28 protein-coding genes are annotated in these 23,838 nt (G+C 30.4%); 16 read left to right on the top strand and 12 right to left on the bottom strand.

Annotated features, from left to right (window positions below; translation table 11 throughout):
• The first annotated feature begins 152 nt into the window (after positions 1 to 152).
• Positions 153 to 650, top strand: coding sequence for an SEC-C metal-binding domain-containing protein (locus BV55_RS0104770; protein ID WP_029451674.1), 498 nt, complete (start codon positions 153 to 155; stop codon positions 648 to 650).
• Between the two features lie 134 nt (positions 651 to 784).
• Positions 785 to 1,264, top strand: a complete 480-nt coding sequence (rlmH, locus tag BV55_RS0104765; RefSeq protein ID WP_029451673.1) for a 23S rRNA (pseudouridine(1915)-N(3))-methyltransferase RlmH — start codon at positions 785 to 787, stop codon at positions 1,262 to 1,264.
• Positions 1,265 to 1,676: 412 nt separating this feature from the next.
• Here the strand turns inward: rlmH and BV55_RS0104760 are convergent, their stop codons facing one another.
• Both BV55_RS0104760 and BV55_RS0104755 read right to left on the bottom strand, forming a co-directional pair.
• Positions 1,677 to 2,234, bottom strand: a complete 558-nt coding sequence (locus tag BV55_RS0104760; protein WP_242850852.1) for a DUF6143 family protein — start codon at positions 2,232 to 2,234, stop codon at positions 1,677 to 1,679.
• A gap of 331 nt (positions 2,235 to 2,565) precedes the next feature.
• On the bottom strand, positions 2,566 to 2,814 hold the full coding sequence (locus tag BV55_RS0104755) for an aminoglycoside phosphotransferase/kinase family protein (protein ID WP_029451670.1): 249 nt from the start codon (positions 2,812 to 2,814) through the stop codon (positions 2,566 to 2,568).
• A 310-nt stretch (positions 2,815 to 3,124) separates the two neighbouring features.
• On the opposite strand from BV55_RS0104755, the gene BV55_RS0104750 reads away from it, so the two are divergent.
• Positions 3,125 to 3,556 (top strand): VOC family protein, encoded by a 432-nt coding sequence (locus BV55_RS0104750; protein ID WP_029451669.1) that lies wholly within the window; start codon positions 3,125 to 3,127, stop codon positions 3,554 to 3,556.
• Between the two features lie 101 nt (positions 3,557 to 3,657).
• Here BV55_RS0104750 and BV55_RS0104745 read toward each other — a convergent pair whose 3' ends face one another.
• Entirely contained in the window at positions 3,658 to 4,320 is a 663-nt protein-coding gene (locus BV55_RS0104745) for a DUF1129 domain-containing protein (protein WP_029451668.1), read from the bottom strand.
• Complete coding sequence (locus BV55_RS0104740) at positions 4,310 to 4,651, bottom strand: PadR family transcriptional regulator (protein ID WP_029451667.1); 342 nt, start codon at positions 4,649 to 4,651, stop codon at positions 4,310 to 4,312. The genes BV55_RS0104745 and BV55_RS0104740 overlap by 11 nt, the downstream gene beginning before the upstream one ends.
• A 190-nt stretch (positions 4,652 to 4,841) precedes the next feature.
• On the opposite strand from BV55_RS0104740, the gene BV55_RS0104735 reads away from it, so the two are divergent.
• Positions 4,842 to 5,741 (top strand): GNAT family N-acetyltransferase, encoded by a 900-nt coding sequence (locus BV55_RS0104735; RefSeq protein ID WP_029451666.1) that lies wholly within the window; start codon positions 4,842 to 4,844, stop codon positions 5,739 to 5,741.
• 55 nt (positions 5,742 to 5,796) lie between these two features.
• Positions 5,797 to 6,708, top strand: a complete 912-nt coding sequence (locus BV55_RS0104730) for a ribonuclease Z (RefSeq protein ID WP_029451665.1) — start codon at positions 5,797 to 5,799, stop codon at positions 6,706 to 6,708.
• 60 nt (positions 6,709 to 6,768) lie between these two features.
• Here the strand turns inward: BV55_RS0104730 and BV55_RS0104725 are convergent, their stop codons facing one another.
• The gene (locus BV55_RS0104725; protein WP_029451664.1) at positions 6,769 to 7,956 is read right to left on the bottom strand and encodes a 3D domain-containing protein; all 1,188 of its coding nucleotides are present in this window, start codon (positions 7,954 to 7,956) and stop codon (positions 6,769 to 6,771) included.
• A 269-nt stretch (positions 7,957 to 8,225) separates the two neighbouring features.
• On the opposite strand from BV55_RS0104725, the gene alr reads away from it, so the two are divergent.
• Both alr and pdxR read left to right on the top strand, forming a co-directional pair.
• The gene (gene alr, locus BV55_RS0104720; protein ID WP_029451661.1) at positions 8,226 to 9,380 is read left to right on the top strand and encodes an alanine racemase; all 1,155 of its coding nucleotides are present in this window, start codon (positions 8,226 to 8,228) and stop codon (positions 9,378 to 9,380) included.
• A gap of 18 nt (positions 9,381 to 9,398) precedes the next feature.
• Entirely contained in the window at positions 9,399 to 10,841 is a 1,443-nt protein-coding gene (gene pdxR / locus BV55_RS0104715; RefSeq protein ID WP_029451660.1) for a MocR-like pyridoxine biosynthesis transcription factor PdxR, read from the top strand.
• A 97-nt stretch (positions 10,842 to 10,938) separates the two neighbouring features.
• Here pdxR and BV55_RS0104710 read toward each other — a convergent pair whose 3' ends face one another.
• Positions 10,939 to 11,142, bottom strand: a complete 204-nt coding sequence (locus BV55_RS0104710) for a hypothetical protein (protein WP_029451658.1) — start codon at positions 11,140 to 11,142, stop codon at positions 10,939 to 10,941.
• Between the two features lie 182 nt (positions 11,143 to 11,324).
• Between BV55_RS0104710 and BV55_RS0104705 the strand changes: the two genes are divergently transcribed.
• Both BV55_RS0104705 and BV55_RS0104700 read left to right on the top strand, forming a co-directional pair.
• Complete coding sequence (locus tag BV55_RS0104705) at positions 11,325 to 12,833, top strand: DUF1846 domain-containing protein (RefSeq protein WP_029451657.1); 1,509 nt, start codon at positions 11,325 to 11,327, stop codon at positions 12,831 to 12,833.
• Positions 12,834 to 12,880: 47 nt separating this feature from the next.
• Positions 12,881 to 13,483 carry a flavin reductase family protein gene (locus BV55_RS0104700; protein ID WP_029451656.1) on the top strand — a complete coding sequence of 201 codons (603 nt, stop codon included), beginning with the start codon at positions 12,881 to 12,883 and terminating at the stop codon, positions 13,481 to 13,483.
• A gap of 157 nt (positions 13,484 to 13,640) precedes the next feature.
• On the opposite strand, the gene gap is transcribed toward BV55_RS0104700, so the two are convergent.
• From gap to BV55_RS0104685, 4 genes are all read right to left on the bottom strand, one after another.
• Positions 13,641 to 14,687: a type I glyceraldehyde-3-phosphate dehydrogenase gene (gap, locus tag BV55_RS0104695; protein ID WP_029451655.1), complete on the bottom strand. Its 1,047-nt coding sequence runs from the start codon at positions 14,685 to 14,687 to the stop codon at positions 13,641 to 13,643.
• A 208-nt stretch (positions 14,688 to 14,895) separates the two neighbouring features.
• Positions 14,896 to 15,387, bottom strand: a complete 492-nt coding sequence (locus BV55_RS0104690; RefSeq protein ID WP_029451652.1) for a ferritin family protein — start codon at positions 15,385 to 15,387, stop codon at positions 14,896 to 14,898.
• Positions 15,388 to 15,433: 46 nt separating this feature from the next.
• A complete protein-coding gene (locus tag BV55_RS15950; RefSeq protein ID WP_423752109.1) occupies positions 15,434 to 15,583 on the bottom strand; it encodes a hypothetical protein in 150 nt (49 codons plus the stop codon).
• 32 nt (positions 15,584 to 15,615) lie between these two features.
• Positions 15,616 to 15,810, bottom strand: a complete 195-nt coding sequence (locus BV55_RS0104685) for a hypothetical protein (protein ID WP_029451650.1) — start codon at positions 15,808 to 15,810, stop codon at positions 15,616 to 15,618.
• A 295-nt stretch (positions 15,811 to 16,105) separates the two neighbouring features.
• Between BV55_RS0104685 and BV55_RS0104680 the strand changes: the two genes are divergently transcribed.
• The 6 genes from BV55_RS0104680 to ric all read left to right on the top strand — a co-directional run bounded on the left by BV55_RS0104680 (position 16,106) and on the right by ric (position 22,023).
• Positions 16,106 to 17,401 carry a 2-hydroxycarboxylate transporter family protein gene (locus tag BV55_RS0104680; protein ID WP_029451649.1) on the top strand — a complete coding sequence of 432 codons (1,296 nt, stop codon included), beginning with the start codon at positions 16,106 to 16,108 and terminating at the stop codon, positions 17,399 to 17,401.
• A 252-nt stretch (positions 17,402 to 17,653) separates the two neighbouring features.
• Positions 17,654 to 18,412 carry an exodeoxyribonuclease III gene (locus BV55_RS0104675; protein ID WP_029451648.1) on the top strand — a complete coding sequence of 253 codons (759 nt, stop codon included), beginning with the start codon at positions 17,654 to 17,656 and terminating at the stop codon, positions 18,410 to 18,412.
• A gap of 45 nt (positions 18,413 to 18,457) precedes the next feature.
• On the top strand, positions 18,458 to 19,036 hold the full coding sequence (locus tag BV55_RS0104670; RefSeq protein ID WP_029451646.1) for a nitroreductase family protein: 579 nt from the start codon (positions 18,458 to 18,460) through the stop codon (positions 19,034 to 19,036).
• Between the two features lie 35 nt (positions 19,037 to 19,071).
• The gene (locus BV55_RS0104665; RefSeq protein ID WP_029451644.1) at positions 19,072 to 19,782 is read left to right on the top strand and encodes a Crp/Fnr family transcriptional regulator; all 711 of its coding nucleotides are present in this window, start codon (positions 19,072 to 19,074) and stop codon (positions 19,780 to 19,782) included.
• A gap of 206 nt (positions 19,783 to 19,988) precedes the next feature.
• Entirely contained in the window at positions 19,989 to 21,221 is a 1,233-nt protein-coding gene (locus BV55_RS0104660) for an FprA family A-type flavoprotein (protein ID WP_029451643.1), read from the top strand.
• Positions 21,222 to 21,330: 109 nt separating this feature from the next.
• Positions 21,331 to 22,023, top strand: a complete 693-nt coding sequence (gene ric, locus BV55_RS0104655) for an iron-sulfur cluster repair di-iron protein (protein ID WP_029451642.1) — start codon at positions 21,331 to 21,333, stop codon at positions 22,021 to 22,023.
• 430 nt (positions 22,024 to 22,453) lie between these two features.
• Here the strand turns inward: ric and BV55_RS0104650 are convergent, their stop codons facing one another.
• Positions 22,454 to 22,690, bottom strand: a complete 237-nt coding sequence (locus BV55_RS0104650) for a hypothetical protein (RefSeq protein WP_029451641.1) — start codon at positions 22,688 to 22,690, stop codon at positions 22,454 to 22,456.
• A gap of 229 nt (positions 22,691 to 22,919) precedes the next feature.
• Positions 22,920 to 23,072, bottom strand: a complete 153-nt coding sequence (locus BV55_RS15270; protein ID WP_242850851.1) for a YccF domain-containing protein — start codon at positions 23,070 to 23,072, stop codon at positions 22,920 to 22,922.
• Between the two features lie 293 nt (positions 23,073 to 23,365).
• On the opposite strand from BV55_RS15270, the gene BV55_RS0104645 reads away from it, so the two are divergent.
• A complete protein-coding gene (locus BV55_RS0104645) occupies positions 23,366 to 23,764 on the top strand; it encodes a hypothetical protein (protein ID WP_029451640.1) in 399 nt (132 codons plus the stop codon).
• Positions 23,765 to 23,838 lie beyond the last annotated feature (74 nt).

Here is a 23,838-nt window from a genome sequence, read left to right as displayed (position 1 = left end):
TAAAATTTATTCTAAAAATTTAGAGTACAATTAAACTAAAAATAACATTTACTATGAATTTGAAATAAAGTAAAATAAAAATTACAAAACAATATAAATTATAACTAAATCCTATAGGGTAAATATGATTTGTAAAAAAAGGAGATAATAAAATGAATTTATATAAAAGATGGACAGATATGGTTGTAGAGTATGTTAAACATCACGGAGAAGAGGCGTTTTGGGATAAATATAGCGATATTGAAAGACGTATTTACATAAAAATACTAGCAAGTCACAAAGATACCTTAAGTACTACTATTTCTGATTTAGCAAAGGAATTTGAAACAACTCCAGAATTTGTAATGGGATTTGTAGACGGAATAAATGAAAGTTTAGTACAATCAATAGATTTAGAAACTATAAGCGAAGATAGTGAAATTGAATTCAAAATAGATTTTGAAAAGTTATACTTCAACATGTTAGATGCAAAAGCAGATTATCTTTATGAGCTTTCACAATGGGAAGGTATATTTTCAAAAGAAAAGAGAACTGAAATACATAAAGCATGGAAGTCATCTAAAACAGTAGTTAATGAAAACAAAGTAGGAAGAAATGATCCCTGTATTTGTGGAAGCGGAAAAAAATATAAGAAGTGCTGTGGAAAATAGTAAAAGGTAGCAGTAAATAATATAATTAGTAGATATAAGAGGCTTTCGAGTAAATTTTGAAAGCCTTTTTTTAAGTGACATAATAATGATAGTACTTGAAAATGAATATAAAATGTTAAGGTAGGAAAAAACTTATGAATATAACTATAATATCTGTAGGAAAAGTAAAAGAAAAGTATTTAAGAGACGCCATAGAAGAGTATTCAAAAAGATTAAAAAGGTACTGCAAGCTTGAGATTTTAGAAGTTTCCGACGAAAAGACCCCAGATAATTCATCTGAAAAAGAAGAGATTCAGATAAAGGTAAAAGAAGGGGAGGCTATATTAAGGTATATAAAAGATAATGCCTTTGTCATTGCCTTAGATCTAAAAGGTAAAACAGTATCCTCAGAAGAACTAGCAAGTTTTATATCAGACCTTGGCACAAAAGGTAAGAGTGATTTAGTATTCATAATAGGAGGATCACTTGGGCTATCACAAAAGGTTCTAGAAAGAGCAGATTATAATCTATGCTTCTCAAAAATGACCTTTCCCCACCAATTATTCAGAGTTATGCTGCTAGAACAGATATATAGAGGATTCAAAATAATTAAAAACGAACCGTACCATAAGTAAGCCTCCAAATTTCACATTTGGTTAGGCGAACTTACTCATTCGAACGAAGTGAGAAGGAGTTACCTTAAAAGCCTCCAAATTTCACATTTGGTTAGGCGAACTTACTCATTCGAACGAAGTGAGAAGGAGTTACCTTAAAAGCCTCCAAATTTCACATTTGGTTAGGCGAACTTACTCAGCGAAGGAATGTGAGTCGAGTTTCCTTTAAATAAATACAAAAAACAGCCTTAACCATTGACAATACTTGGTTAAGGCTATTTTCATAGGGATAAAACTCTATTAGAAATAAGGTATATCAATTTTATAAAAATAATAAAGTTTATCCCATGACTACCCGCTCTAATATTTAAGATTTTCAAAGTCTTAAATCAATATAAAGAGGTAGGTGTTTAAAGTTATAACTTACTCCATTCTAACAAGAACAATCAGGGCAGTCATAGATTTCTTTCTCCCACCAGCCGAAAGCAACTTTTGCACTATCAAAGGTAACAGGTAAAAACCCACCAAGATAAACAATAAGAGGTTGTCCAGGCCCAAGGATGATTTGACCACCATCAACTACTAAAGTTGAATATGGAGAAACTATTCTACTAAATATAGAAACACCATCACTTGGAGGCTCCGTAGTTGTAGTTAGATATTTAATTTCACCGCTAGGAATTGGCTGAGGATAAATAGTTGTATTAGTACAACTAACTAAATCACTAATAGTTCCATTATTAAAGCTGGATCTTAAATAAAACTCAGCTGATAAATTAAGATCTGAAATATTTGTTATAGTTATAGCATTTACATATATATTTCTATTTGAATCAATTGGGTTTAGTAATGCAGCTAAAGCATGTTCATTTTCACCAGTTAAAACTGGCGTTTGACCAATGAAGTATTTACCTTTTTCAGATTGATATAATGGATAGTCAATGGATACTTCCATTGAAATTCTTTTATTATAACATGGCACTAAAATCACCTACATATAAAAATTTAAGGAGATATTACTTCTTATAATTTATAATATTCATAATACGTACAACATGCTACAAATAGATTAATATGCTAAATGCGTAAAAATCCTATACACTCCTTCTATAATAAATTAAATTGGCATTGTAAAGGTGTTTTTTCCCTGATTTAATAAATTCTCTAATTTAATTCTCTAATTTATCCGATGGCTACCATCCGTAACACCCCTCTCCTCTTCAAGGTGGGGGATGACGGCTGCTACGCCTCTGGATAAGTTCTTCTAAGACTCAGATGGAGAGATGTATTCCTTATAAGCAAACTCCACCTGAGTCTAAGAATCACTTGATCATCCAACCAGGTTCATTGTTCCATTTTTCTTCTACAGAGTGAAGTATACGAACATATCCATATAAATTAGCATATCTTCTGAAGAGAGGCAATAATTTAAGCATTTCATCAGAAGTATCATACTCCGAGTGGTAACCCTTAATAAACTCCTTTACTGAAGGTTCCACTTGTTCTTCTGGCATATCTTCTTTTAGGTTATCTAATGATTGCACTATATCTAATGCATACCAATGATACATTGCATCATCAAAATCAATAGTGTTATAGGTTTTCGTAACTTCATCATAAAATACGTTGTCACTTTATCTATTACTAAGTACCATATGGGCTAAATCTTTATTATTAAACAAATATTTTAATTTTAACATTTAAGATAACCTCTTTTTGCATTTTTTTAGATTACATTCTGTCTTTGGAGGGATACGTAAAAGCCCGTATTACATAAAGAGTGTTCTTATGGTAAAATAAAAATATAAGCTATGGATAGTAGTTGAGATGGTATTATTATTTTTCAGATGAGATAAATAGGAAGTTAGGAGGGGATTTAATATGAATAAAGTTACATGTATTTGTTTAGGTGTAAGAAGTATGGAGAAATCGATAAAATTTTATAGGAATAAATTGGGATTTCAAACCGATGAAAAAGGGGATAATCCTAATGTAGTATTTTTTAATACACCTGGAACAAAATTTGAATTGTTTCCTTTAGAGTTATTAGCAAAAGATATCAGTGAAGAAAATACTCCCAAAATAGCAAATGGTTTTGCAGGAATCACATTAGCTTATAATGTACAATATAAAGAAGATGTTGATAAAGTTATAGAATTAGCTAGAAATGCAGGTGCTGAAATAGTTAAAGAGCCTCAGGATGTATTTTGGGGTGGATATCATGGATATTTTGCTGATTTAGATGGTTACTATTGGGAAGTTGCTTGGGGCCCAAACTTTGAATATGATGATAAAGGCATGCTTGTTTTTTAGTAAGTAAAATTCAATATATATACAAGAATAAAATGAAGAACCTAAAAGTCTTAATTACTATAGTTGTAGTGATTAAGACTTTATTTTTAAATGTAAATATTTTATTCCATCCAGTTTATTTTCTTTGCTTGTTTGTGAATTAGATTATTGTATAGAAATGTAGACATCACCCATGTAACAGCAAACACTAAATGTATTACATAATTTGGAGTGGTGAATAAAACAATTCCCTTTGAAGATTTTGTAATTAGTGATATTAATAGTGTTATTATAATGAAAACCATAAATCCAATTAAAGATTGTTTGATTGGGGATTGAAATGCAAATTTGGATGATATAAAAAAGTTATAAATAATCATTACAAAAGCATATAATAAGAACACTGATAACCACCCCATATCAATTTTTACTATTGACGGAGTTATATTGAAGAAAAGAATTCCCCATATAAGCCAGCAAATTGATACTTGTTTTAGTATTGAAAGAATTAATTCTATAAGTGAAACTTTTCCATAGCTATCTACAATAGAGTCACACCAAGATTTTTTATCAGCACCGATTATATCAGATAAAGTTTTCCCACGTTTTTCAGCCTCTATGGCCATTCCAATCAAATCTTTTCTGATAATTTCTCTATCAAAGGCTCCAATTTTAGATATTTGTACATAGTTTAAAATACGAGATAAAAAATCTTGATTTATATCAATTAGTTCTTTGGTATTAGTTTGATTTTGTTTCTTTAATAAATTTAACTCATTTAACATTATTGATACCCCCCATAGATAATATGGTATTTACAGATTGAGAAATTTCATTCCAGTTTTTACGGAACTCATCTAGAGTTAAAACTCCTTCTTTTGTTAGAGAATAATATTTTCTAGACGGTCCCAAAGGTGAGGGGCGAAACTCTGAATTAATGAGGTTCTTTTTTTCAAGTCTTAAAAGGAGAGGATAAATGGTTCCTTCTTTTATTTCTTTGAATCCGTATTGCTGAAGCTGTTCTACAATTTCATAACCATAAGTTGTTTTTATATTAATTATTTGTAAAATACAGCCTTCTATTGTTCCACGCATGAGCTGAGATTTATCATTCAAAATAAATCACCTTCTTTCTACTACCTTGTACTATAAAGTACCTGACTATATTGTAGCACAAGGTAGATGGAATGTAAATATATCAAAAAAAGAAGATGTAATAACATAAAGTGAAGTATGAGGTTGTGTTATAAGAATCATAATGCTATTGTTAATAAGTATTTATAATGATTTTGAGGGGATGCTAACAATGGAAGAAGTGTTCATTAATGATAAAAGGTATACTTTTATAAAGGATTTTAAAGACAAAGCATTGTTTAGAAAAAGCTATAATACATTAACACAGAAAACCTATGGATTTGACTTTGAACAGTGGTATCAAAGTGGCTATTGGGGAAGTGGTTATATGCCATATTCACTACTGGATGGGGAAAATATTGTGGCTAATGTTTCTTCTAGCATCGTTGACTGTTTGGTTTTAGGTGAAACTAAAAGATATATACAAATAGGAACAGTAATGACTGATCCTGACTACCAAAATCAAGGACTAGCTAGGTACCTTATGGAAAGGGTTATAGAAGAATGGAATAGTAAATGTGATATGATATATTTATTTGCTAATGATAGTGTACTAGATTTCTATCCTAAATTTGGTTTTACATCTGTGAGTGAATATCAATATTCTAAAACAATTACAAATGATAATGAAGTTACAGTTGCAGAAAAGTTAGATATGTCTTTAGAAGATAACAGAGAGTTAGTTATAGATAAAATTAACAATTCAATTTCAATGTCAAAGCTAACAATGATGAAGAATGTAGGATTAGTAATGTTTTATTGTACTTCTTTTATGAGTGATAAAGTTTACTATTTAAGTCAGCAGGATGTGATTGCAATTGCCGAACTTCAAGGGGACACCTTATATTTACAGGATATATTTTCGCTATCAGCGGTTGATTTAGATAGTGTTATTAAGTCGCTTACAAATAAAGAAGTAAATGCAGTAGTTTTAGGATTTATACCCAATGACATAGATAGCTACTTTGTAAATTTATTGGAAGAGGATGACACAACCTTATTTGTCATGAAAGATAAAGCAGATTTATTCAAAGATAATAAATTAATGTTTCCTATATTGTCCCACGCATAATGAGCATTATTGTTGGTAATTAATAAAAAGGATATTAATGGTGGAGGTGATTTAAGTGGTAGATATAGCGTTGCTAGGTTGCGGCGGTGGCATGCCAATGCCTGAGAGGTTCCTATCTTCAATTCTAATTAACTATAAAGGAAGAAAGATACTAATAGATTGTGGTGAAGGAACTCAAGTATCGATGAGAATGCTTGGATGGGGTTTTAAATCTATTGATGTAATATGCATAACTCATGGACATGGTGATCACATTGTTGGTCTACCAGGACTTCTTGCTACTATTGGAAATAGTGGAAGAACTGAACCTATTACCATAGTAGGTCCTTTAGGTATAGAAAATATAGTAAATGGGCTTAGGGTTATAGTACCTTATTTGCCCTATGATATAAATATAATAGAAAATCCGAATACACCTTTTGATATAATGGAAGATGTATTAGTTTCAACAATAGAATTAGATCATTCCTCACCTTGCTTAGGTTATAGTTTATATTTTAAAAGAAAAGCTAAATTTGATGTGGATAAGGCAAATGCTAATAATGTACCTAAAATTTTATGGAATACCCTTCAAAAAGGCGAAGTTGGAGTTGAGCAAGGGGTTACATACTATCCTAGAATGGTTTTAGGTAGTGAAAGGCCAGGTATAAAAATTAGTTTAGCAACAGATACAAGACCATTAGATATAATACCAGATTTTATAATGGAAAGCGATTTGTTTATATGCGAAGGTACCTACGGTGATGATAAGGATTTAGAGAAGGCAATAAAGAACAAGCACATGACATTTAGTGAAGCAGCAAACCTTGCTTATAAAGGTAATGTAAGGGAGCTTTTGCTTACTCATTTCAGCCCATCCATGGATAATCCGGAATTATTTAAACAAAATGCAATAAGTGTTTTTGAAAAGACTATAATAGGTGAGGATGGGATGGTTCGAAGTTTATCTTTTAGAGATAATAGATAAAGCAGAAGGATTTAAGTTTATCTCATTTAGAGTATTAAACTTAAATCCTTTTAATTTAGCTTACCATTCATTGGGATAAGCAATAAGGCTAACTGTAACATTCCTTCGGCCAAAGGCAGAGCATTCTGCTTTTGAATTCATATATAGATCTATTTTAAGATTCTTTATCGCAGAACCAGTATCTGCAGCGATGGCATATCCATAGCCCTCTATGTATAGCTTTGATCCTAAAGGAATAACAGAAGGATCTATTGCAACGGTACTAAGTCCAGAAGCATTTCTTATAGGTTTTAATCCTGAAGCTGTTAAAAGACCATCAAAGTAAGCTGTTGCCTCCATAGTATAAGTCTTTTTAGCAGGGCTAGATCCCCGGTCGATGCTTCCAATATTAGTACTACTTACCTTATTAGAAGCTATTTCCTTCATGGATTTTAGGGAGCTTGTACCATTATTTATGGCATCTTGAGCCTTGTTTTTCACAGATGATGTATTTAGTTGTGGAAATAGTGACTTTAACGTAGATATTGCATCTTTAATTTCACCTTCAGAAGAACTAGAAGATTTAATTACGGAAACTGAATGTGATATTAAAGAGTTTTCATTTTCTTCTATAATAGATGCAGCTTTTTTCTTTTCAGCGCTTAGTTTATCTAAAGCGATCTGTTGAGATTCCTTTTTAGTGTTTATGTCTTTAAGAGAATCTTGTGTAGAAGACTCTAAAGTTTTAAGCTCACCTTTTTTATTATTCAAATTACTTACATCTAAATCAAGTGCTGCCTTTTCTTTCTCTATATCATTTATTAACTTTTTATCTAGAGATATTACTTTAACCACAGCTTGGGTATTGGATATTGCATCAGAAAAGTTGTCTGATGATAATATTACAAATAAAGGATTAGAAGATAAGTTACTTTTATACATAACACTAAGTCTTTTTCCTAAGACCTCTTGTTTTTCTTCTAAGACTTTTTTGCTTTTTGTAATTTTAACTTCTGTATTTTTGATCTTATCCTCAGTTTTATTAATTTCAGATTTGTTTTCTAAAAGCTTAATATTTAACTGACTTATTTCTGAGTTGAGGCTAGATATTTCGCTATTTAAATCAATAATCTGGTTATCTAATTGTTGAATTTGAATGGTACCTTTTTCAATACTTTCTTCCGGAGTAGCAGCTGTAACATGTGTTGTAAGGACACTATTACACACTATTAATATGGAAGTAAGCGATATTAAAACTTTTTTATTCAAAGTTTTGTCCTCCTTGTATATTGTGTATTATTTTAATTAAGAGCCTTTTAGCTTTTAGCTTTTAGCTAATTAATTAAACTGATCAAAACTTATTACATAAGTATACATGAAGATTTAGTATATTCCAATGAAATATTTATAAATAATAGATTTTATCAATATGTAAACCACTAGAATATGAATTTAACTCTAGGGTGGCTCTTTCATTTATAGCAAGTTTCTTTGTATAATAGTATAATTAAATAAGATACTAAATTAGAGGTGTAAATATGAATTCAAATATTCGGTCAGTTTGGGCTGAAATAAACTTAGATGCAATTGGGCATAATATGAGGCAAGTTAAAGGCCTATTAAAACATAAAAGTATAATCGCAGTAGTAAAAGCAGATGCTTATGGACATGGTGCTACCTATGTGGCCCCTACATTGTTAGAAAATGGAGCAACACACTTAGCGGTGGCAAGTATAAGAGAAGCTATGGAACTTCGAGATGCAGGAATTAAAGCACCTATAATAATTTTAGGATATATGCCTATAACATTTGCAACAAAGGTTATAGAAAATAATATAGAACAGACAGTATATGGATTAGATTATGCAAAGAAATTATCGAGCACTGCCATAAGTATGGGGAAAAAAGCTAAGATACACATAGCTATTGATACGGGAATGGGTAGGTTTGGATTCTTGCCTAATGAAGATAGTCTTAAAGAAGTTTTAGATATATGCTTATTAGAGGGAATTATAGTAGAGGGTATATTTACTCACTTTTCAACTTCAGATGAGGAAGATAAAGAGTATACTTATAATCAATTTAGAAAGTTACAAGAGTTTTGTGATAAACTTTCAAGTAAGGGTGTAAATATACCTTTAAAACATGCAGCTAATAGTGGAGCTATAATGGATTTACCGGAAACTTACTTAGATGCTGTTAGAACAGGTATATTATTATATGGATATTATCCATCCTCATATGTAAATAAAGAAAGGATATCTTTAAAACCAGCTCTTACATTAAAGACTCAGGTTGCTTATGTTAAAGAGATGGAGGAAGATATGTATATAAGCTATGGCATGACCTTTAAAACTGAAAGGAAGAGTATAATAGCAACTTTACCTATAGGATATTCAGATGGTTATTCAAGGCTTTTAAGTGGTAAGGCTAAAGTTATAATAAATGGAAAGTTAGCACCTGTAGTAGGAAGGATATGCATGAATCAGTGTATGATAGATGTAACTGATGTAGGTAATGTAAACATTGGAGATGAAGTAATACTAATTGGTGAGCAGGGAAATTTAAATATAGATGCAAATTATATAGCAGAAATCATGGGAACAATTAATTATGAGGTGATTTGCATGATTAAAGAAAGCATATCCAGGGTATTTATTAAAGATGGAGAAGTTATAAATGTCAGAGACTAGATAGTAGGAGGTGATTTCTTGATCTTTTCATCCTTTGAGATTAGTTCTGAAGAAAAGATAAATGTACAGATAGAAAATCATATAAAAGAAGCTATAGAAAAAGGGATCTTACAAAAAGGCGATAAGCTACCTTCAACTAGAGAAATAAGTAAAGTACTAAATGTAAGCAGAAATTCTGTGATTATAGCTTATGAGAACTTAGAGAACCTAGGAATTATAAAGAGTTTAAGGGGTAAGGGTACATTTGTAGCAACTGAAGCTAATACTATAGATGGGGATCTTACCATTAGCTGGAGCGATATGGTTAATGATTATGGTAATAGTTGTAGAGATTTAGATATAATAAAGACAGAGTTACCTTGGAAAAAAGGTATGATTTCATTTAAAAGCATCGCTCCTGATGAAAGTTTGTTTGATATAGAAGAATTTAAAAGATCCTTCTTAAATGTGTTTTCTACAGAGGGTGATAAATTATTAAATTACGGCTATGCTAAGGGATACAAACCTTTAATAGAGTATATCAAAATGTATATGGCAAATAAGGGTATAAATGTAGATCAAAAAGATGTACTAATAACTAATGGATTTACAGAGGGCTTTGATATATTATTAAGTACATTAACTAAAAGAGGAGATATTATAGCCTGTGAAGAACCAACTCACAATACGGCTATAAAGATAATGAGGTCACATGGACTAAATATAGCATCTGTTCCTATGAACTTTGATGGGATAGATATAGATTTATTAGAAAAGACACTTAAAGAAAAGTCTCCAAAATTATTATATCTAATACCTTCTTATCATAATCCAACGGGTATTGTAATGAGAGGTGAGAAAAGGCAAAAGGTATATAAGCTTTGTGAAAGATATAAAGTACCTATATTAGAAGATGGGTTTAATGAGGAACTTTTATATTCTAGTTCCCATGTAGCTCCTATAGCATCTTTATGTGTAAAAGGAAATGGAGTAATATATGTAGGTAGCTTTTCCAAAGTTTTATTTCCAGGACTTAGGATAGGATGGATTTTGGCTGATAAGAATCTTATAGATACTTTAGAAAGTGTTAAGAGAGCAAGGACTATTCATTCTTCTTTTTTAGATCAAGCAATACTTTATAATTATATGGAAAGCGGCGCTTTTACAAGATATATGAAAAAGATAAGAAAGCATTATAAAGATAAGTATAATTTCACACTAAAGCAGGTAAAAAGGTATATACCCTATGAGTATATATGGGGTGAAGGTGGACTTCATATTTTTATAAAGCTAAAAGGAGTAAGTGGAAGGAAGGTCTTAAAAGATTGTTATGATAAAGGTGTTGTGTTTATGCCAGGGGATATATTCTATAATGAGTATAATGGGTCAGAAACCATAAGAATAGGATTTTCAAGAGTAACTAAAGAAGATATAGAAAAGGGCATAAAGATAATAGGTGATGTAGTTAAAGAATTAAGTTAGTAGTTAATGAACTAATGAATTAAGTTATAAGATATAAAAATTATACATCACCTCCCTTAAATATTTATAGAAAAGTAATAAAAAACTTTTTATTATTTTAAGTATTAGACTTTTTTGTAATTAGCCAAATAAAAAACACACACATAGGACCAGCTAAAAAAATGCTTAAAACTAAACCAGAGAGTATACATGCAAATAACCCGCAAATGCCAAGAGTCATTTGCTTTTTTATTGTTCCAAGTATAATTGGCCCTAAACCACAAATGGCACCTACTATAAGGGAATTTATAGTACTAATCATATAACACCTCCTTGTATAGTTAAATTACTAAGGGTTTAAAATGAGTATATTATTTACCTAAAAAAATTCACTTTTAAAGAATTTTATGTGATAATATAAAAATGTGTATTATTAAATTTATTCAATTTATTAAATATAAATAACAAAAAGAAAAATTATTATAATTAAGTGAGGCGTAGAAAATGAAGATAGGATTTGATCACAAAAAGTATCTTGAGGAGCAATCTAAATATATATTAGAAAGAGTTAATGATTATGATAAGCTTTATTTAGAATTTGGTGGAAAACTTTTATTTGATCTTCATGCAAAAAGGGTTTTGCCAGGATTTGATGAAAATGCTAAGATTAAATTATTACATAAGTTAAAAGAAAAAGTTGAAATAATTATATGTGTATATGCAGGAGATATAGAAAGAAATAAGATAAGAGGTGATTTTGGAATCACCTATGATATGGATGTGTTAAGGCTTATTGATGACTTAAGAGGTTATGATTTAGAAGTAAACAGCGTTGTAATAACAAGATATGACGATCAACCTTCAACTACTGTATTTATAAATAAGCTAGAGCGTAGAGGTATTAAGGTTTATAAGCATAGGACAACTAAGGGATACCCAACTGATGTTGAAACAATTGTAAGTGAAGAAGGCTATGGCAAAAATCCATACATAGAAACTACGAAGCCTATAGTTGTAGTTACAGCGCCAGGACCTGGTAGTGGTAAGCTTGCAACTTGTTTAAGTCAGCTTTATCATGAAAATAAAAGAGGAAAGGTCGCTGGATACTCTAAATTTGAGACTTTTCCTGTTTGGAATGTTCCATTAAAGCATCCTTTAAATATAGCCTATGAAGCAGCAACAGCAGATCTTAAGGATGTAAACATGATAGATTCTTTCCATTTTGATGCATATAATAAAGTTTCTATAAATTACAATAGGGATATTGAAACATTTCCTGTACTTAAAAGGATAATTGAAAAGATAACAGGAGAAGAATCAGTGTATAAATCCCCAACAGATATGGGAGTTAATAGGGTAGGCTTTGGAATTATTGATGATGAAGTAGTAAGAGAAGCTTCAAAACAAGAAATCATAAGAAGGTATTTTAAAACTGGTTGTGAGTATAAAAAAGGATACGTAGATAAGGAAACCTTTCAAAGGGTAAAACTTATTATGGAAGAACTTAATTTAAAAGATACTGATAGAAAGGTAGTTATGCCTGCAAGAGAGTATTCTACTAAATTAAAGCAAAAGGCGGAAGAAAATGAAATTTGTTCAGTAGTAACCATTGAGCTTTATGATGGAACCATATTAACAGGAAGAAGCTCTGAGATAATGGATGCAACGGCAGCTGTTGTATTAAATGCAGTTAAGTACCTTGCAAATATATCTGATAGTATTCATCTTATTTCCCCTGTTATACTAGAACCTATTATAAACTTAAAGATGAAAACCTTAGATACTAAAAATACAGCCTTAAGCTGTGAAGAGGTGTTAATAGCTCTTAGCATATGCGCTGCTACCAATCCTACAGCTCAAGCAGCTATGGAAAAGCTAACTATGATAAAAGGATGTCAAGCTCACTCTACTACAATTTTAAGAAAGAGCGATGAGCAAACATTTATAAAGCTTGGAATTGATATAACCTGTGAAGCAGAATATCCAACAGAAAATCTATATTATAATAATTAATATAGAATCAAAGCTTTTTTAATAAGTTAAGAGAAAGGAAAGGGAATATGACAAAAAGGATATTTAAGGCCAGCGCTATATTAAATCCAGTGCCAGTAGTTTTAATAACTACTCAAAACAAAGAAGGTAAGACAAATGTTTTTACAGTAGGATGGGTAGGTACAGCATGTACTAGACCGCCTATGGTAACCGTTGCGATTAGACCTGAAAGATTATCTTATGATTATATAAAAGAAACTGAAGAGTTTGTAATTAACCTACCTAATGTTTCAATGACAAGAATAGTTGATTACTGTGGGGTTACGTCAGGACGTAAGGTAGATAAGATAGATAAGCTTAATCTTAATACAGAAGAGTCTCAAAAGGTTTTAGCACCATCTCTATCAGATTGTCCTGTTAATATAGAGTGTAAGGTTAGGAGTATTACAGCATTAGGAAGTCACGATTTGTTTTTAGCAGAGGTAGTATCTATTTCTGTTGATGAAGATGTAATAGATACTACAGATAAGATTTGCCTTGAAAAAGCTAACCTCTTAGCATATTCTCATGGTGAATATTTTGCACTTGATAATAAGCCTTTAGGAAGCTTTGGATATTCAATACAAAGAAAAAATAAGAAAAAGAAAAAGAAAGCAATAAGTAAAGAGTAATTTTTAAAAGACGTTAAAACACCACCTTAACTTAGACTAATCAAAGTTAAGGTGGTATTTTAAGATTTATATAATATTTTAATATAGTAACAAATTGAATAGTCTAAAATTAGACTTATCTATTTTGTTTTTAAATAGGGTGTTTAATTTTTATATATTAAATTGCTATATCTACATTATCTTCATTAGCTTTTTCTATTTTAGCTGCAGTATAATTTACTAAGTCTACTGTTCTACAAGAATATCCCCATTCGTTGTCATACCATGAAACAACCTTCACAAGGTTACCGTCCATTACCATGGTGGAAAGCCCGTCTATTATTGAGGACCTATCATCTTGCCTATAATCAATAGATACTAATGGTTCGTCTGAATATCCAAGTATACCTTTCATAGAATGCATTGAAGCTTTCTTTAATGCATTATTTACCTCTTCAACTGTTACATCTTTTGAAAGCTCACAAACAAGATCTGTTATTGAAACAGTAACAGTAGGTACTCTTAATGAAAATCCATTTAACTTACCCTTAAGATTTGGGAGTACTTTCCCTACAGCTTTTGCAGCACCTGTTGTAGTTGGAATTATGGATTCTCCTGCGGATCTTGCTCTTCTTAAATCCTTATGAGTTTTATCTAGTAACTGCTGGTCATTTGTATAAGAATGAATAGTTGTCATTAGGCCTTTAACAATACCAAAGTTATCATCTAAAACTTTGGCAAAGGGTGCAAGGCAATTTGTAGTACAAGAAGCATTTGATATTACAGTATGAGTTTTAATATTTAAGTCTTCTTCGTTAACCCCCATAACTATGGTTATATCTTCATCTTTTCCTGGTGCGGTTAATATTACCTTTTTAGCTCCAGCCTTTATATGCTTTAAAAGATCCTTTTTCTCTTTGAATATGCCAGTGGATTCTACTACTATATCTACACCTAAGGCTTTCCAAGGTAGGTTTTCAGGATCATTTTCTCTACATATCTTTATGTGATTGTCGTTTACAATTAACATATCTTTTGTAGTTTCAACAGTTCCGTTGAACTTACCATAACAAGAATCATATTTAAAAAGATGAGCTAAGGTTTCACTATCAGCTCTTGCATTAATAGCAACTATTTCAACATCATTATTTAATCTATCCTCTGCAATTCTAAGCACGGATCTTCCTATTCTACCAAAACCATTAATAGCGACTTTTATAGACATATTACTTCCCCCTATATGATTAATAATGTATAATAAATATTAAACTAATATATTAGCGTATATAGTATACTATATATGCGACAAAACAATTATATGTGTTATACTATTTATAACAATAAACATCATACTTGTCAAGAGTATAAATTAAAAATGTGGTGACTATACTTAAATTAATAAGTATAGTCACCACATTTATTACCTATATTAGTTAAAATGGTGCATAACCTTGGTCATTCCACCAACCTTCTTTAAGTTTTTCATATTGAGCGGAAAATTGATCAAGATGGGATTTTTCCCACTTTACTAATGTGTTAAATATATCTTTTGCACCCTTACTTGTACATTTAGATGCTGCATTAGTATAAAATTCTACAGATGCTCTTTCCATTTGGATACCTATTCCAAATACAGATACTGCTATGGCTGCATCTTTTCTATCTAAGTTACTAAAAGAAAAAATATTTGGAGATGGAACTTTATCTAGAAGAGCTAAATTTGTGTTATCTTTATCACTGGTAGTTATTTTTTCAAATAAATCGTTTAGCCATTCTATATGATTTTCTTCCTCTTTTGCAAGTTCTAGATAACTACTTTTTACCTCAGGGGAGCTAGATTGATTAGCTGCCATCTTATAAAATTCATAACCTTCTATTTCGTTTATGATTGCTTGTTTTATTACACTAAGTTCTTCATTATTCATTTATATCTCTCCTTTGTATATTTTATATAAATTAGATTTTTTAACTTTAATCCATTTTTCCGCTATTAAATGCGTTTAGATTAACTTCTAAGGTTTTTGATGGAACGTACTTTTCAATAACACTTTCCCATGTGCTATCTTTAAAAGGTAAATATTTAGCTATAGACCCTAAAAGATAAATGTTAGAAGCTTTTATGTTCCCTAAAGATTTAGCCTTTTCTTTTGTATCTACATAAATAACTTCAAGGCCTCTTTTTCAATCTTATCTTTTATGTCTTTAGGATAATCTTCTTTTTCAATTAAAACTCTATTCGGAAAAACTGCTTCATTATTTATTATAACTTTACCTTTTGTAGCTACTGTATGACACCATCTTAATCCTCTACTTATAGCTTCATTACCTGTTAGAATATTTTTCGTCAATATAAGCACCTCCGAAGTTATAAAAATTTTCAGAAGATTATATTTATTATAACATAAATTTATCCTATAAATTAAATATCAAAAGAATAAGATGGATGTATTTATAAAAAAGGTTATATAAATCTACTAAACTAAGAGTAAAACATTAAAACTTTACTTTTTAGAAGTGTATAATATAATTAGGAATGAAGGAAAACTAAAATGATATGTCATTATTTTATTTATAAAGGTACATTTTTGCTAGAATATGTCTTATAATAAAATAAGAAAACATATACAACAGGAGGAATGCTAAATGAAAGAAAAAGTTACAAGCTTTAAATCAGAATACAGGATTATGGGATTAAGTGTACCTGTATTTTTATTACTATCGGTGGTTGTACTTATTGCTACTTACTTAGAAGTATTGCCTAAAGGCATGGTGGGGGCGTTCCCATTAATGATAATAGTAGGAGCTTTGCTTGGGGAGATAGGTAATCATTTACCTATCATTAAAGATTATTTTGGAGGGGGCCCAATTGTAATAATTTTTGGATCAGCGGCTTTAGTGATGTATGGCGTATTTCCTAAATATGCTACGGATATTATGACAAACTTTATGACAGGAGAAGGTTTTCTTGATTTTTATATCGCAGCGTTAATAACAGGCAGTATACTAGGCATGAATAGAGAATTGTTAATTAAGGCTGCAGTAAGGTATCTACCAGCAATTTTAGGTGGTGTAGTGGTTGCTATCAGTTTTGTAGGTATTGCAGGAGCGCTTATAGGATATGGAGCAAAGGAAGCAATACTTTATATAGGAATCCCAATAATGGGAGGAGGTATGGGAGCAGGAGCAGTTCCTTTAGCAAAGATATTTGGATCAACTCTTCAAAAGGATCCAAAGGAGATGCTATCCATTATGGTTCCGGCTGTAGCCCTTGGAAATTCATTAGCAATAGTTGTTGGTGGTCTTCTTGATAAACTTGGAAAGATTAAACCTTCACTTACTGGAAATGGTAAGCTTATGAGTATAAATGAAGACGTTATCGTAGAAAAGGAAGAGGAAAATCCTATAGATTATAAACTTATGGCCATAGGACTTTTAATATCTGGTATATTCTTTCTATGGGGAAATATAATAGGCAAGTTCTTCCCAGCTATTCATCCTTATGCTTGGATGATTATATCTGTAGCTGCAGTAAAAGCACTTGGTATTATGCCTAGAAAATATGAACTTGCATGCTTCCAATGGTTTCAATTTGTAATGGGAAATCTTACAGGGGTACTTTTAGTAGGGATAGGTGTTGCATATACTAACTTAGCGCAAGTAATAGATGCAATGACACTTCAATATTTACTTCTTGTAGGAGTAACAGTTATTGGAGCCGCTCTAGGGTCCGGAATTGTTGGAAAGCTTGTAGGGTTCTACCCAATAGAAGCTTCAATAACTGCTGGACTTTGCATGGCTAATATGGGAGGAACAGGGGATGTAGCAGTACTATCTGCTTCAAAAAGAATGGAACTTATGCCTTTTGCGCAGATATCCTCAAGACTTGGTGGAGCATTTATAATGATATTAGCTAGTGTTATATTAAAACTTATCTTTTAGAAATTATAACATATTTAATATATGAGATAATTATAGGATTAATAATTTAGTTGATTTAAGAGACTATCTCAAAATATTATTTGGCGACAGTCTCTTTTTAATATTTTTAAATTGATAATAATACATTAATATCAATTACTTTTTAAAAATTATTATTACTATCTAGGTGGAACTCAAGATTAATGGTACAATATATTTAATAGTTGTAAAGCGTTAATATAGCGTAGTATTAAGAAAAGAGAGGTAACTTAAATGAAGAGAATAATTTCATGGAACGTTAATGGAATAAGAGCGTGTGTTAAGAAAGGTTTTTTAGATTACTTTAATGCAATGGATGCAGATATATTTTGTATACAAGAAAGTAAGCTTCAAGAAGGTCAGATAGATTTAAATCTTGAAGGATATCATCAGTATTGGAATTACGCTGAAAAGAAGGGGTATTCCGGGACAGCTATCTTCACTAAAGAAGAGCCTATTTCAGTATTTTATGGACTAGGTATAGAAGAGCACGATACAGAAGGAAGGGTCATAACATTAGAATATGATGATTTTTATATGGTAACAGTATATACTCCAAATTCAAAGCCAGAACTTGCAAGGCTTGATTACAGAATGCAATGGGAGGATGACTTTAGAGAATATATAAAGCATCTTGATGAAAATAAACCCGTTATAATTTGTGGTGATTTAAATGTTGCACATGAAGAAATAGATTTAAAGAATCCTAAAAATAATAGTAAGAATCCAGGTTTTAGTGATGAAGAAAGAGGTAAGTTCACAAGTTTTCTTGGAAGTGGATTTATAGATACCTATAGACACTTTTATCCAGATAGAGAAGGAGCATATTCTTGGTGGTCTTATAGATTTAAAGCTAGGGAAAATAATGCAGGATGGAGAATTGATTACTTTTGTGTATCAAAAGGCCTTGAAGAAAGATTAGTAGGAGCAGATATACACAGTGAAGTTTTAGGATCAGATCACTGCCCTGTAGAGCTTAAGATACAATTATAATAAAGCTTAGGATAACAACAATAGAGGTTCAAAGGAGGAAGTTTTATGGATGTAATGGAAGCAATTAAAACTAGAAGATCTATAGGAAAGTTTAAAGATGAAAAGGTTCCAAAAGAGCTTATAGAAAAAGTAATTGAAGCAGCAACTTTAGCACCTAATAGATATATTACAGAACCTTGGAGATTCTTTGTTATAAGTGGAGATGGAAGGCGAGCTCTTTCAAGGCTTATGGAAGACATTGCATTAGATTCAGGCATTGATCCCAATAGTGAGGAAGGTAAAAAGAACATAGAAAAGCAAAAAGATAAACCCTTTAGAGCACCAGTAATTATTGCTGTAGCAGCAGAAGTTACTGAAGATAAAAAGGTAATCAGGTTAGAGGAATTAGGTGCTACTTATGCTGCTATTCAAAACATGCTTTTAGCAGCTCATTCATTAGGTCTTTCTTCCTACTGGAAAACAGGAAAGGCTTGCTATAGCAATAAAATGAAAGAGTTTTTTGGATTGAAATCTAAAGATGAAGTGTTAGCTTTAATATATTTAGGATATCCTGACGCCAAGAAAGCTATGGTACGTAGAAAATCAGCAGACATTTTAACTAAATGGATAGAAAGTGATATATAAAACGAAATGAATGTAAAAGGGTAGGAGATGCTTTAATGAGTAAATACAGTTGTGATAGTTGCATGAGTAAATTATGTGCTAAAAAGGTACCTATATTTTCATTTTTATCTGATGATGAGTTAAGAAAGATAATATCAATGACAGGTCATCTTCAGTTTAAAAAAGGTGAGGCCCTTTGTTATGAAGGAGAAAGTTCTGATACTTTATTTATTATAAATGAAGGAAAGGTGAAACTTTCAAAGATGACTAAAGATGGGAAGGAACAAATAGTTCATATACTTTCTAGCGGTGATTTTTTTGGAGAGTTAAACCTATTTAATGATGAAGAAAGGTATAATTTCTCTGGATACGCTATTTCTAATGTAAAGATTTGTACTCTTTCAAAAAAACATATGGACGATATTTTAATGAGAAACCCTAGGATTTCTCTAAAAATATTAAAAGAAGTCGCAAAAAAACTAACAAGTGCAGAGAACTTAGCTCAAAACTTGGCTACAAATGACGCAGAAATAAGAATTGCTCATATGATACTAGAGTTTAGTGAAAAATATGGTAAAGTCACTAAAGAGGGAGTAAAAATAGAACTTCCTATAAATAGAGAAGAGATGGCAAACTACTGTGGAATAACAAGGGAAACTATAAGTAGAAAGCTTAGTGGATTTGAAGAATTAGATATAATAGATTTTATTGGGAATAAGATCTTAATAATAAAAGATGAGAAGTCACTTAGAGAATACGTAGAATAAAATGAGATATATTAAAAAGCAGTCCACGCAAATTGTATTTAAATACAATTTATGTGGACTGCTTTTTAAGTTTTTAAAACTGTGACTTGAATCATATTTTAAAAGCAAGAACAGATATAGAATTAAGACATAGTAAGACACAAGATAAATAAATAAGAATTTTGATAAATAAATATAAATAACTAATACACTAGGAGGTATTTAATATGGAAAACTTCAAAATGATTAATGAAAAGACTTATTGGGTAGGAAAAGTGGATGATAGAGATGTACCTTTTCATAGATTAACTCTAACAAAGGGAACAACATATAATAGTTATTTATTAATGACAGAAAAGCCAACAATAATTGATACTGTAGATATGGCCTTTGCAAGAGAGTATACTGAAAATTTGAAGAGCATAATAAACTTAGAAGATATTAAATATATTATAATAAATCATACTGAACCAGATCACTCAGGGGGATTAGGAAGCCTTGCTTCAAAGGCTAAAAATGCAGTTATTGTATGTACTAAATTCGCAGTAGAAGAGTTAAAAGAAATGTATAAGCTTCATACTAGAGAGTTTCTAGTAGTTGGTGATGGAGATAGTTTAGATATAGGTGGAAAGACACTTAAGTTTATAGAAACACCGTATCTTCATACAGAAGAAACAATGATAACTTATTGCGAAGAAGATAAGACTTTATTCCCTTGTGATATATTCAGTACTCATGTAGCTAATTATGAATATTTTAATGATGAAGCAAAGGAAGATATTACACCGGATTTCATTGGATATTATACGTTAATAATGCACCCACATAGAAGATATGTTCAAGATATGATAGAAAAGATCAAAGATTTAGATATAAAAATTATAGCACCGTCACATGGGTTTATTCTAAGAGAAGATGTTAAAAAGTTTATAAACATATATGACGATATGAGTAAAAATACACAATCTAATAAAAAGGCGTTGTTCGTATACTCTGGAATGACTAGCAATACTAAAAAGATTGCTTTAATTATGAAAGAAAGTCTTGAAAAAGACAATATAGTAACTGAGATTATGGATATAAATAAGGTATCTAAAGAAGAGGCTTTAAAGGCCATTGAAGGAACAGATATGTTACTAGTTGGTACATCAACAAAATATGGAGATGCAATAGGAAATTTAGAGGATACAATAAAAGAACTTAAAGATATAAACTTACAAGGGAAAATTGCAGGGGTATTTGGATCATATGGATGGAGTGGAGAAGGAATTGAAGTTGTTCAAGATTATTTAAATGAAACTAATATGAATGTTTTAAGCACTTCAAATATAATAAAGTCAACAGGTATGACAGATATAGAATTCCCAATAAGGGTAAGATTTAAACCAAAGAACGAAGATATAAAGAAAATTAAAAAGGCATCAAGATTTGTAGCGGACTTGTTATTAAATTCAATCTAATAAATTAAAATGAACATAAACTAAGATAAGTAAAGAGGTCATTTTCATACTTTGATATTAGTTATTGTGAAAGATTATAGTTAAATTATAGAAGGAGGTAAGTATAAATATGATTATAAATGCAAATCAAAAACTTGGAGAGGTCGTTTCGATATTCCCAAGATCAAGCGAAATATTTAATGAACTAAAAGTAGATTATTGCTGTGGAGGACATGATTCATTAGGGGAAGCCTTAGAGGAAAAGGGATTAAATACGGAAGAAATAGTACAAAAACTTAATGAAGAATATGAAAAGTTTATAGAGTCTAATTTAGAGTACAGGGACTGGAGAAAAGAAAAGCCTACTGCATTAATAAAAAACATAATAGATACTCACCATAATTTCACTAAAAGAGAACTTAGAGAAATAGATGGATTGTTATTTAAAATTTTAAAAGTTCATTTTAACCACCATGGAGAAGAACTTATGAAAGTTCACAGACTTTTTGGAGTACTAAAAATAGAACTTGAAGAGCATTTAATAAAAGAAGAAGAAAATCTCTTCCCTTTAATTGAGGCCTATGAAGAAACAAAGGATGAAAAGTATAAAAAGGCAATTCATAAGTTTATAAAAGACACAGAAGATGAGCATGACGCAGCTGGAGACATATTAAAGGAACTTGAAAAGGTAACAAGAGATTTTACTGCACCAAAAGGAGCATGCACTACATTTAAACTCACATATGACAAGCTTAACTTATTAGAAAAAGACTTATTCATTCACATTTATAAAGAAAATAGTGTTTTATTTAATATGATTTAGTTAGTAGAAGATTATAATAGCTTTAATTTGAGATTTATATTATCAAAACTATATTCAAAGAGTAGTCTTGATATTTTGTAATGGCATATATTGTTTCAGTATTAATTTATCAAATAGGACTATTATTAGGATCTGCATAAACAGAGTTCTAAGCTTCAGAGGGCATTTTTACTCCCACTGAAGCTTAGAAATCGTTATCCAGGGTCGTAGCCGCTCTTTCCTCCCAGTTTGATAGAAAAGCAGATATCCCAATCTATGATTTGGTGATAGTCGCTTTCACAGAGTGCGATGGGAGTATTAGAGTGGGTAGTCATCGGATAAAATATCACAAAAAGACAGTAGAAAGGTTAGATGCTTTCTACTGTTTTTTTATTGGTTCAATTTCATTAGGAAAATAGAAAGTTTTGTAACCACTCTTTCAAAAGTTAACTTAATGCAATCTAGCATAATCTTGAATAAATACAATTAGGACGATAGTAATTGCAGTAAAAATAAATATTTTATCTATATATTTTTTGTTTTTTAATTTACGCCTAAAGCAAATATAAATATACGATTGAATCACACTTAATATTGGTATTATATATTCATATAAAGTTATATTTAAAATTAAAAATACAGTACTTTCTAAAAAGAATAAAATATTTAAATTCTTAGATTTATTCAAAATAAGTCCTCCTAAAAATAATATATATTACCAATACTTTTTTAAAATTCATTTGATGTTCACATTAAATATATTATTTTAAATTTATATATTAGAGCTAATATTCATAAATTTACTACATTATGAATATATCATGTGTAATTTGGGAAATAAACTTAATTTTACCATATATCAATAAAAACTAAATATTTGTTAATATATGAATATTTTATCTATTGAAAGGAATGAGTTATAGATTTTTTATTTTAAAGCACCATTTTTCAAAGGGTATGCCTATTATTGTAATACAGGAAGTAAGTCCCAATATAATCCATCCTATTTCTCCAAATAAACCTCCGAAAATAATCCATATAATATTCCCAATGTAGATATAAAAGTCCACATTTATATACTTAATTACATTAATATATTACTACAAATAGGTAATGGTTCCTATAACTATTAGAGAATCATATCAAGTAGAAATGTTAGAGGCTTTCTACTGTTTTTTATTCTAACCTAATTTTAAGTGGATTTATATAGAAATAATTAATTTGAATTTTTACGTAAAAAATAAGATGTATAATATTTATATAAAGCTACATGATTCGACAAATTATACACAAAGTATATGTTATTATAAATACATAAAATATGCATGTTTTATAAAAAAGTATTTTTAGGTGGAGTGTATTTATGAAAAAAATATGTTTAATGATTGGTATCTTTTTATTTGCTATGTTTTTAACTTTAGAAGTAACATCAACAAATGCTTATGCAGATAGAATGGATCTTATTAATGCACCAGTTATAAACGAAGGACAGTATAAAATGCCAAAAACTAAGGTTTGGATAGATGATTATAAAATCTATTGTAGAGTAGATCGAAGAAGCGTATCTTCATCTTTAAATTCTAGGGATTTACCAGCTGGAGTAAAGATTGGATCATTATCTCCTGGTGAAGAAGCCATAAGACTTGCAGCGGCAGAATCATCTGATGGAGAGACTTGGTGGCTGATTAAATATTGGTATGGGGAAGTTTGTTCCGGGAAAGCAAAAATTGGTTGGGTAAATTCAAACTATATCTATTATTAAAGATCCCAGTATTTAATAAAAGATAAGGGTAAAACTCATTTACAAGCATTTACTCAATCTATTAAAGAAGGTCA

Source organism: Clostridium algidicarnis, from assembly GCF_000703125.1.
Taxonomy (GTDB): Bacteria; Bacillota; Clostridia; order Clostridiales; family Clostridiaceae; genus Clostridium_L; species Clostridium_L algidicarnis.
The sequence above is the reverse complement of the archived record's forward strand: the minus strand, read 5'-3'. Positions and strand labels throughout refer to the sequence as shown.

Coding starts and splice junctions, on each gene's coding strand:
- BV55_RS0104770 (WP_029451674.1), top strand. CDS start 153: ATGAATTTATATAAAAGATGGACAGATATGGTTGTAGAGTATGTTAAA.
- rlmH (WP_029451673.1), top strand. CDS start 785: ATGAATATAACTATAATATCTGTAGGAAAAGTAAAAGAAAAGTATTTA.
- BV55_RS0104755 (WP_029451670.1), bottom strand. CDS start 2,814: ATGTATCATTGGTATGCATTAGATATAGTGCAATCATTAGATAACCTA.
- BV55_RS0104750 (WP_029451669.1), top strand. CDS start 3,125: ATGAATAAAGTTACATGTATTTGTTTAGGTGTAAGAAGTATGGAGAAA.
- BV55_RS0104745 (WP_029451668.1), bottom strand. CDS start 4,320: ATGTTAAATGAGTTAAATTTATTAAAGAAACAAAATCAAACTAATACC.
- BV55_RS0104735 (WP_029451666.1), top strand. CDS start 4,842: ATGGAAGAAGTGTTCATTAATGATAAAAGGTATACTTTTATAAAGGAT.
- alr (WP_029451661.1), top strand. CDS start 8,226: ATGAATTCAAATATTCGGTCAGTTTGGGCTGAAATAAACTTAGATGCA.
- BV55_RS0104710 (WP_029451658.1), bottom strand. CDS start 11,142: ATGATTAGTACTATAAATTCCCTTATAGTAGGTGCCATTTGTGGTTTA.
- BV55_RS0104705 (WP_029451657.1), top strand. CDS start 11,325: ATGAAGATAGGATTTGATCACAAAAAGTATCTTGAGGAGCAATCTAAA.
- BV55_RS0104700 (WP_029451656.1), top strand. CDS start 12,881: ATGACAAAAAGGATATTTAAGGCCAGCGCTATATTAAATCCAGTGCCA.
- gap (WP_029451655.1), bottom strand. CDS start 14,687: ATGTCTATAAAAGTCGCTATTAATGGTTTTGGTAGAATAGGAAGATCC.
- BV55_RS0104690 (WP_029451652.1), bottom strand. CDS start 15,387: ATGAATAATGAAGAACTTAGTGTAATAAAACAAGCAATCATAAACGAA.
- BV55_RS0104680 (WP_029451649.1), top strand. CDS start 16,106: ATGAAAGAAAAAGTTACAAGCTTTAAATCAGAATACAGGATTATGGGA.
- BV55_RS0104675 (WP_029451648.1), top strand. CDS start 17,654: ATGAAGAGAATAATTTCATGGAACGTTAATGGAATAAGAGCGTGTGTT.
- BV55_RS0104670 (WP_029451646.1), top strand. CDS start 18,458: ATGGATGTAATGGAAGCAATTAAAACTAGAAGATCTATAGGAAAGTTT.
- BV55_RS0104665 (WP_029451644.1), top strand. CDS start 19,072: ATGAGTAAATACAGTTGTGATAGTTGCATGAGTAAATTATGTGCTAAA.
- BV55_RS0104660 (WP_029451643.1), top strand. CDS start 19,989: ATGGAAAACTTCAAAATGATTAATGAAAAGACTTATTGGGTAGGAAAA.
- ric (WP_029451642.1), top strand. CDS start 21,331: ATGATTATAAATGCAAATCAAAAACTTGGAGAGGTCGTTTCGATATTC.
- BV55_RS0104645 (WP_029451640.1), top strand. CDS start 23,366: ATGAAAAAAATATGTTTAATGATTGGTATCTTTTTATTTGCTATGTTT.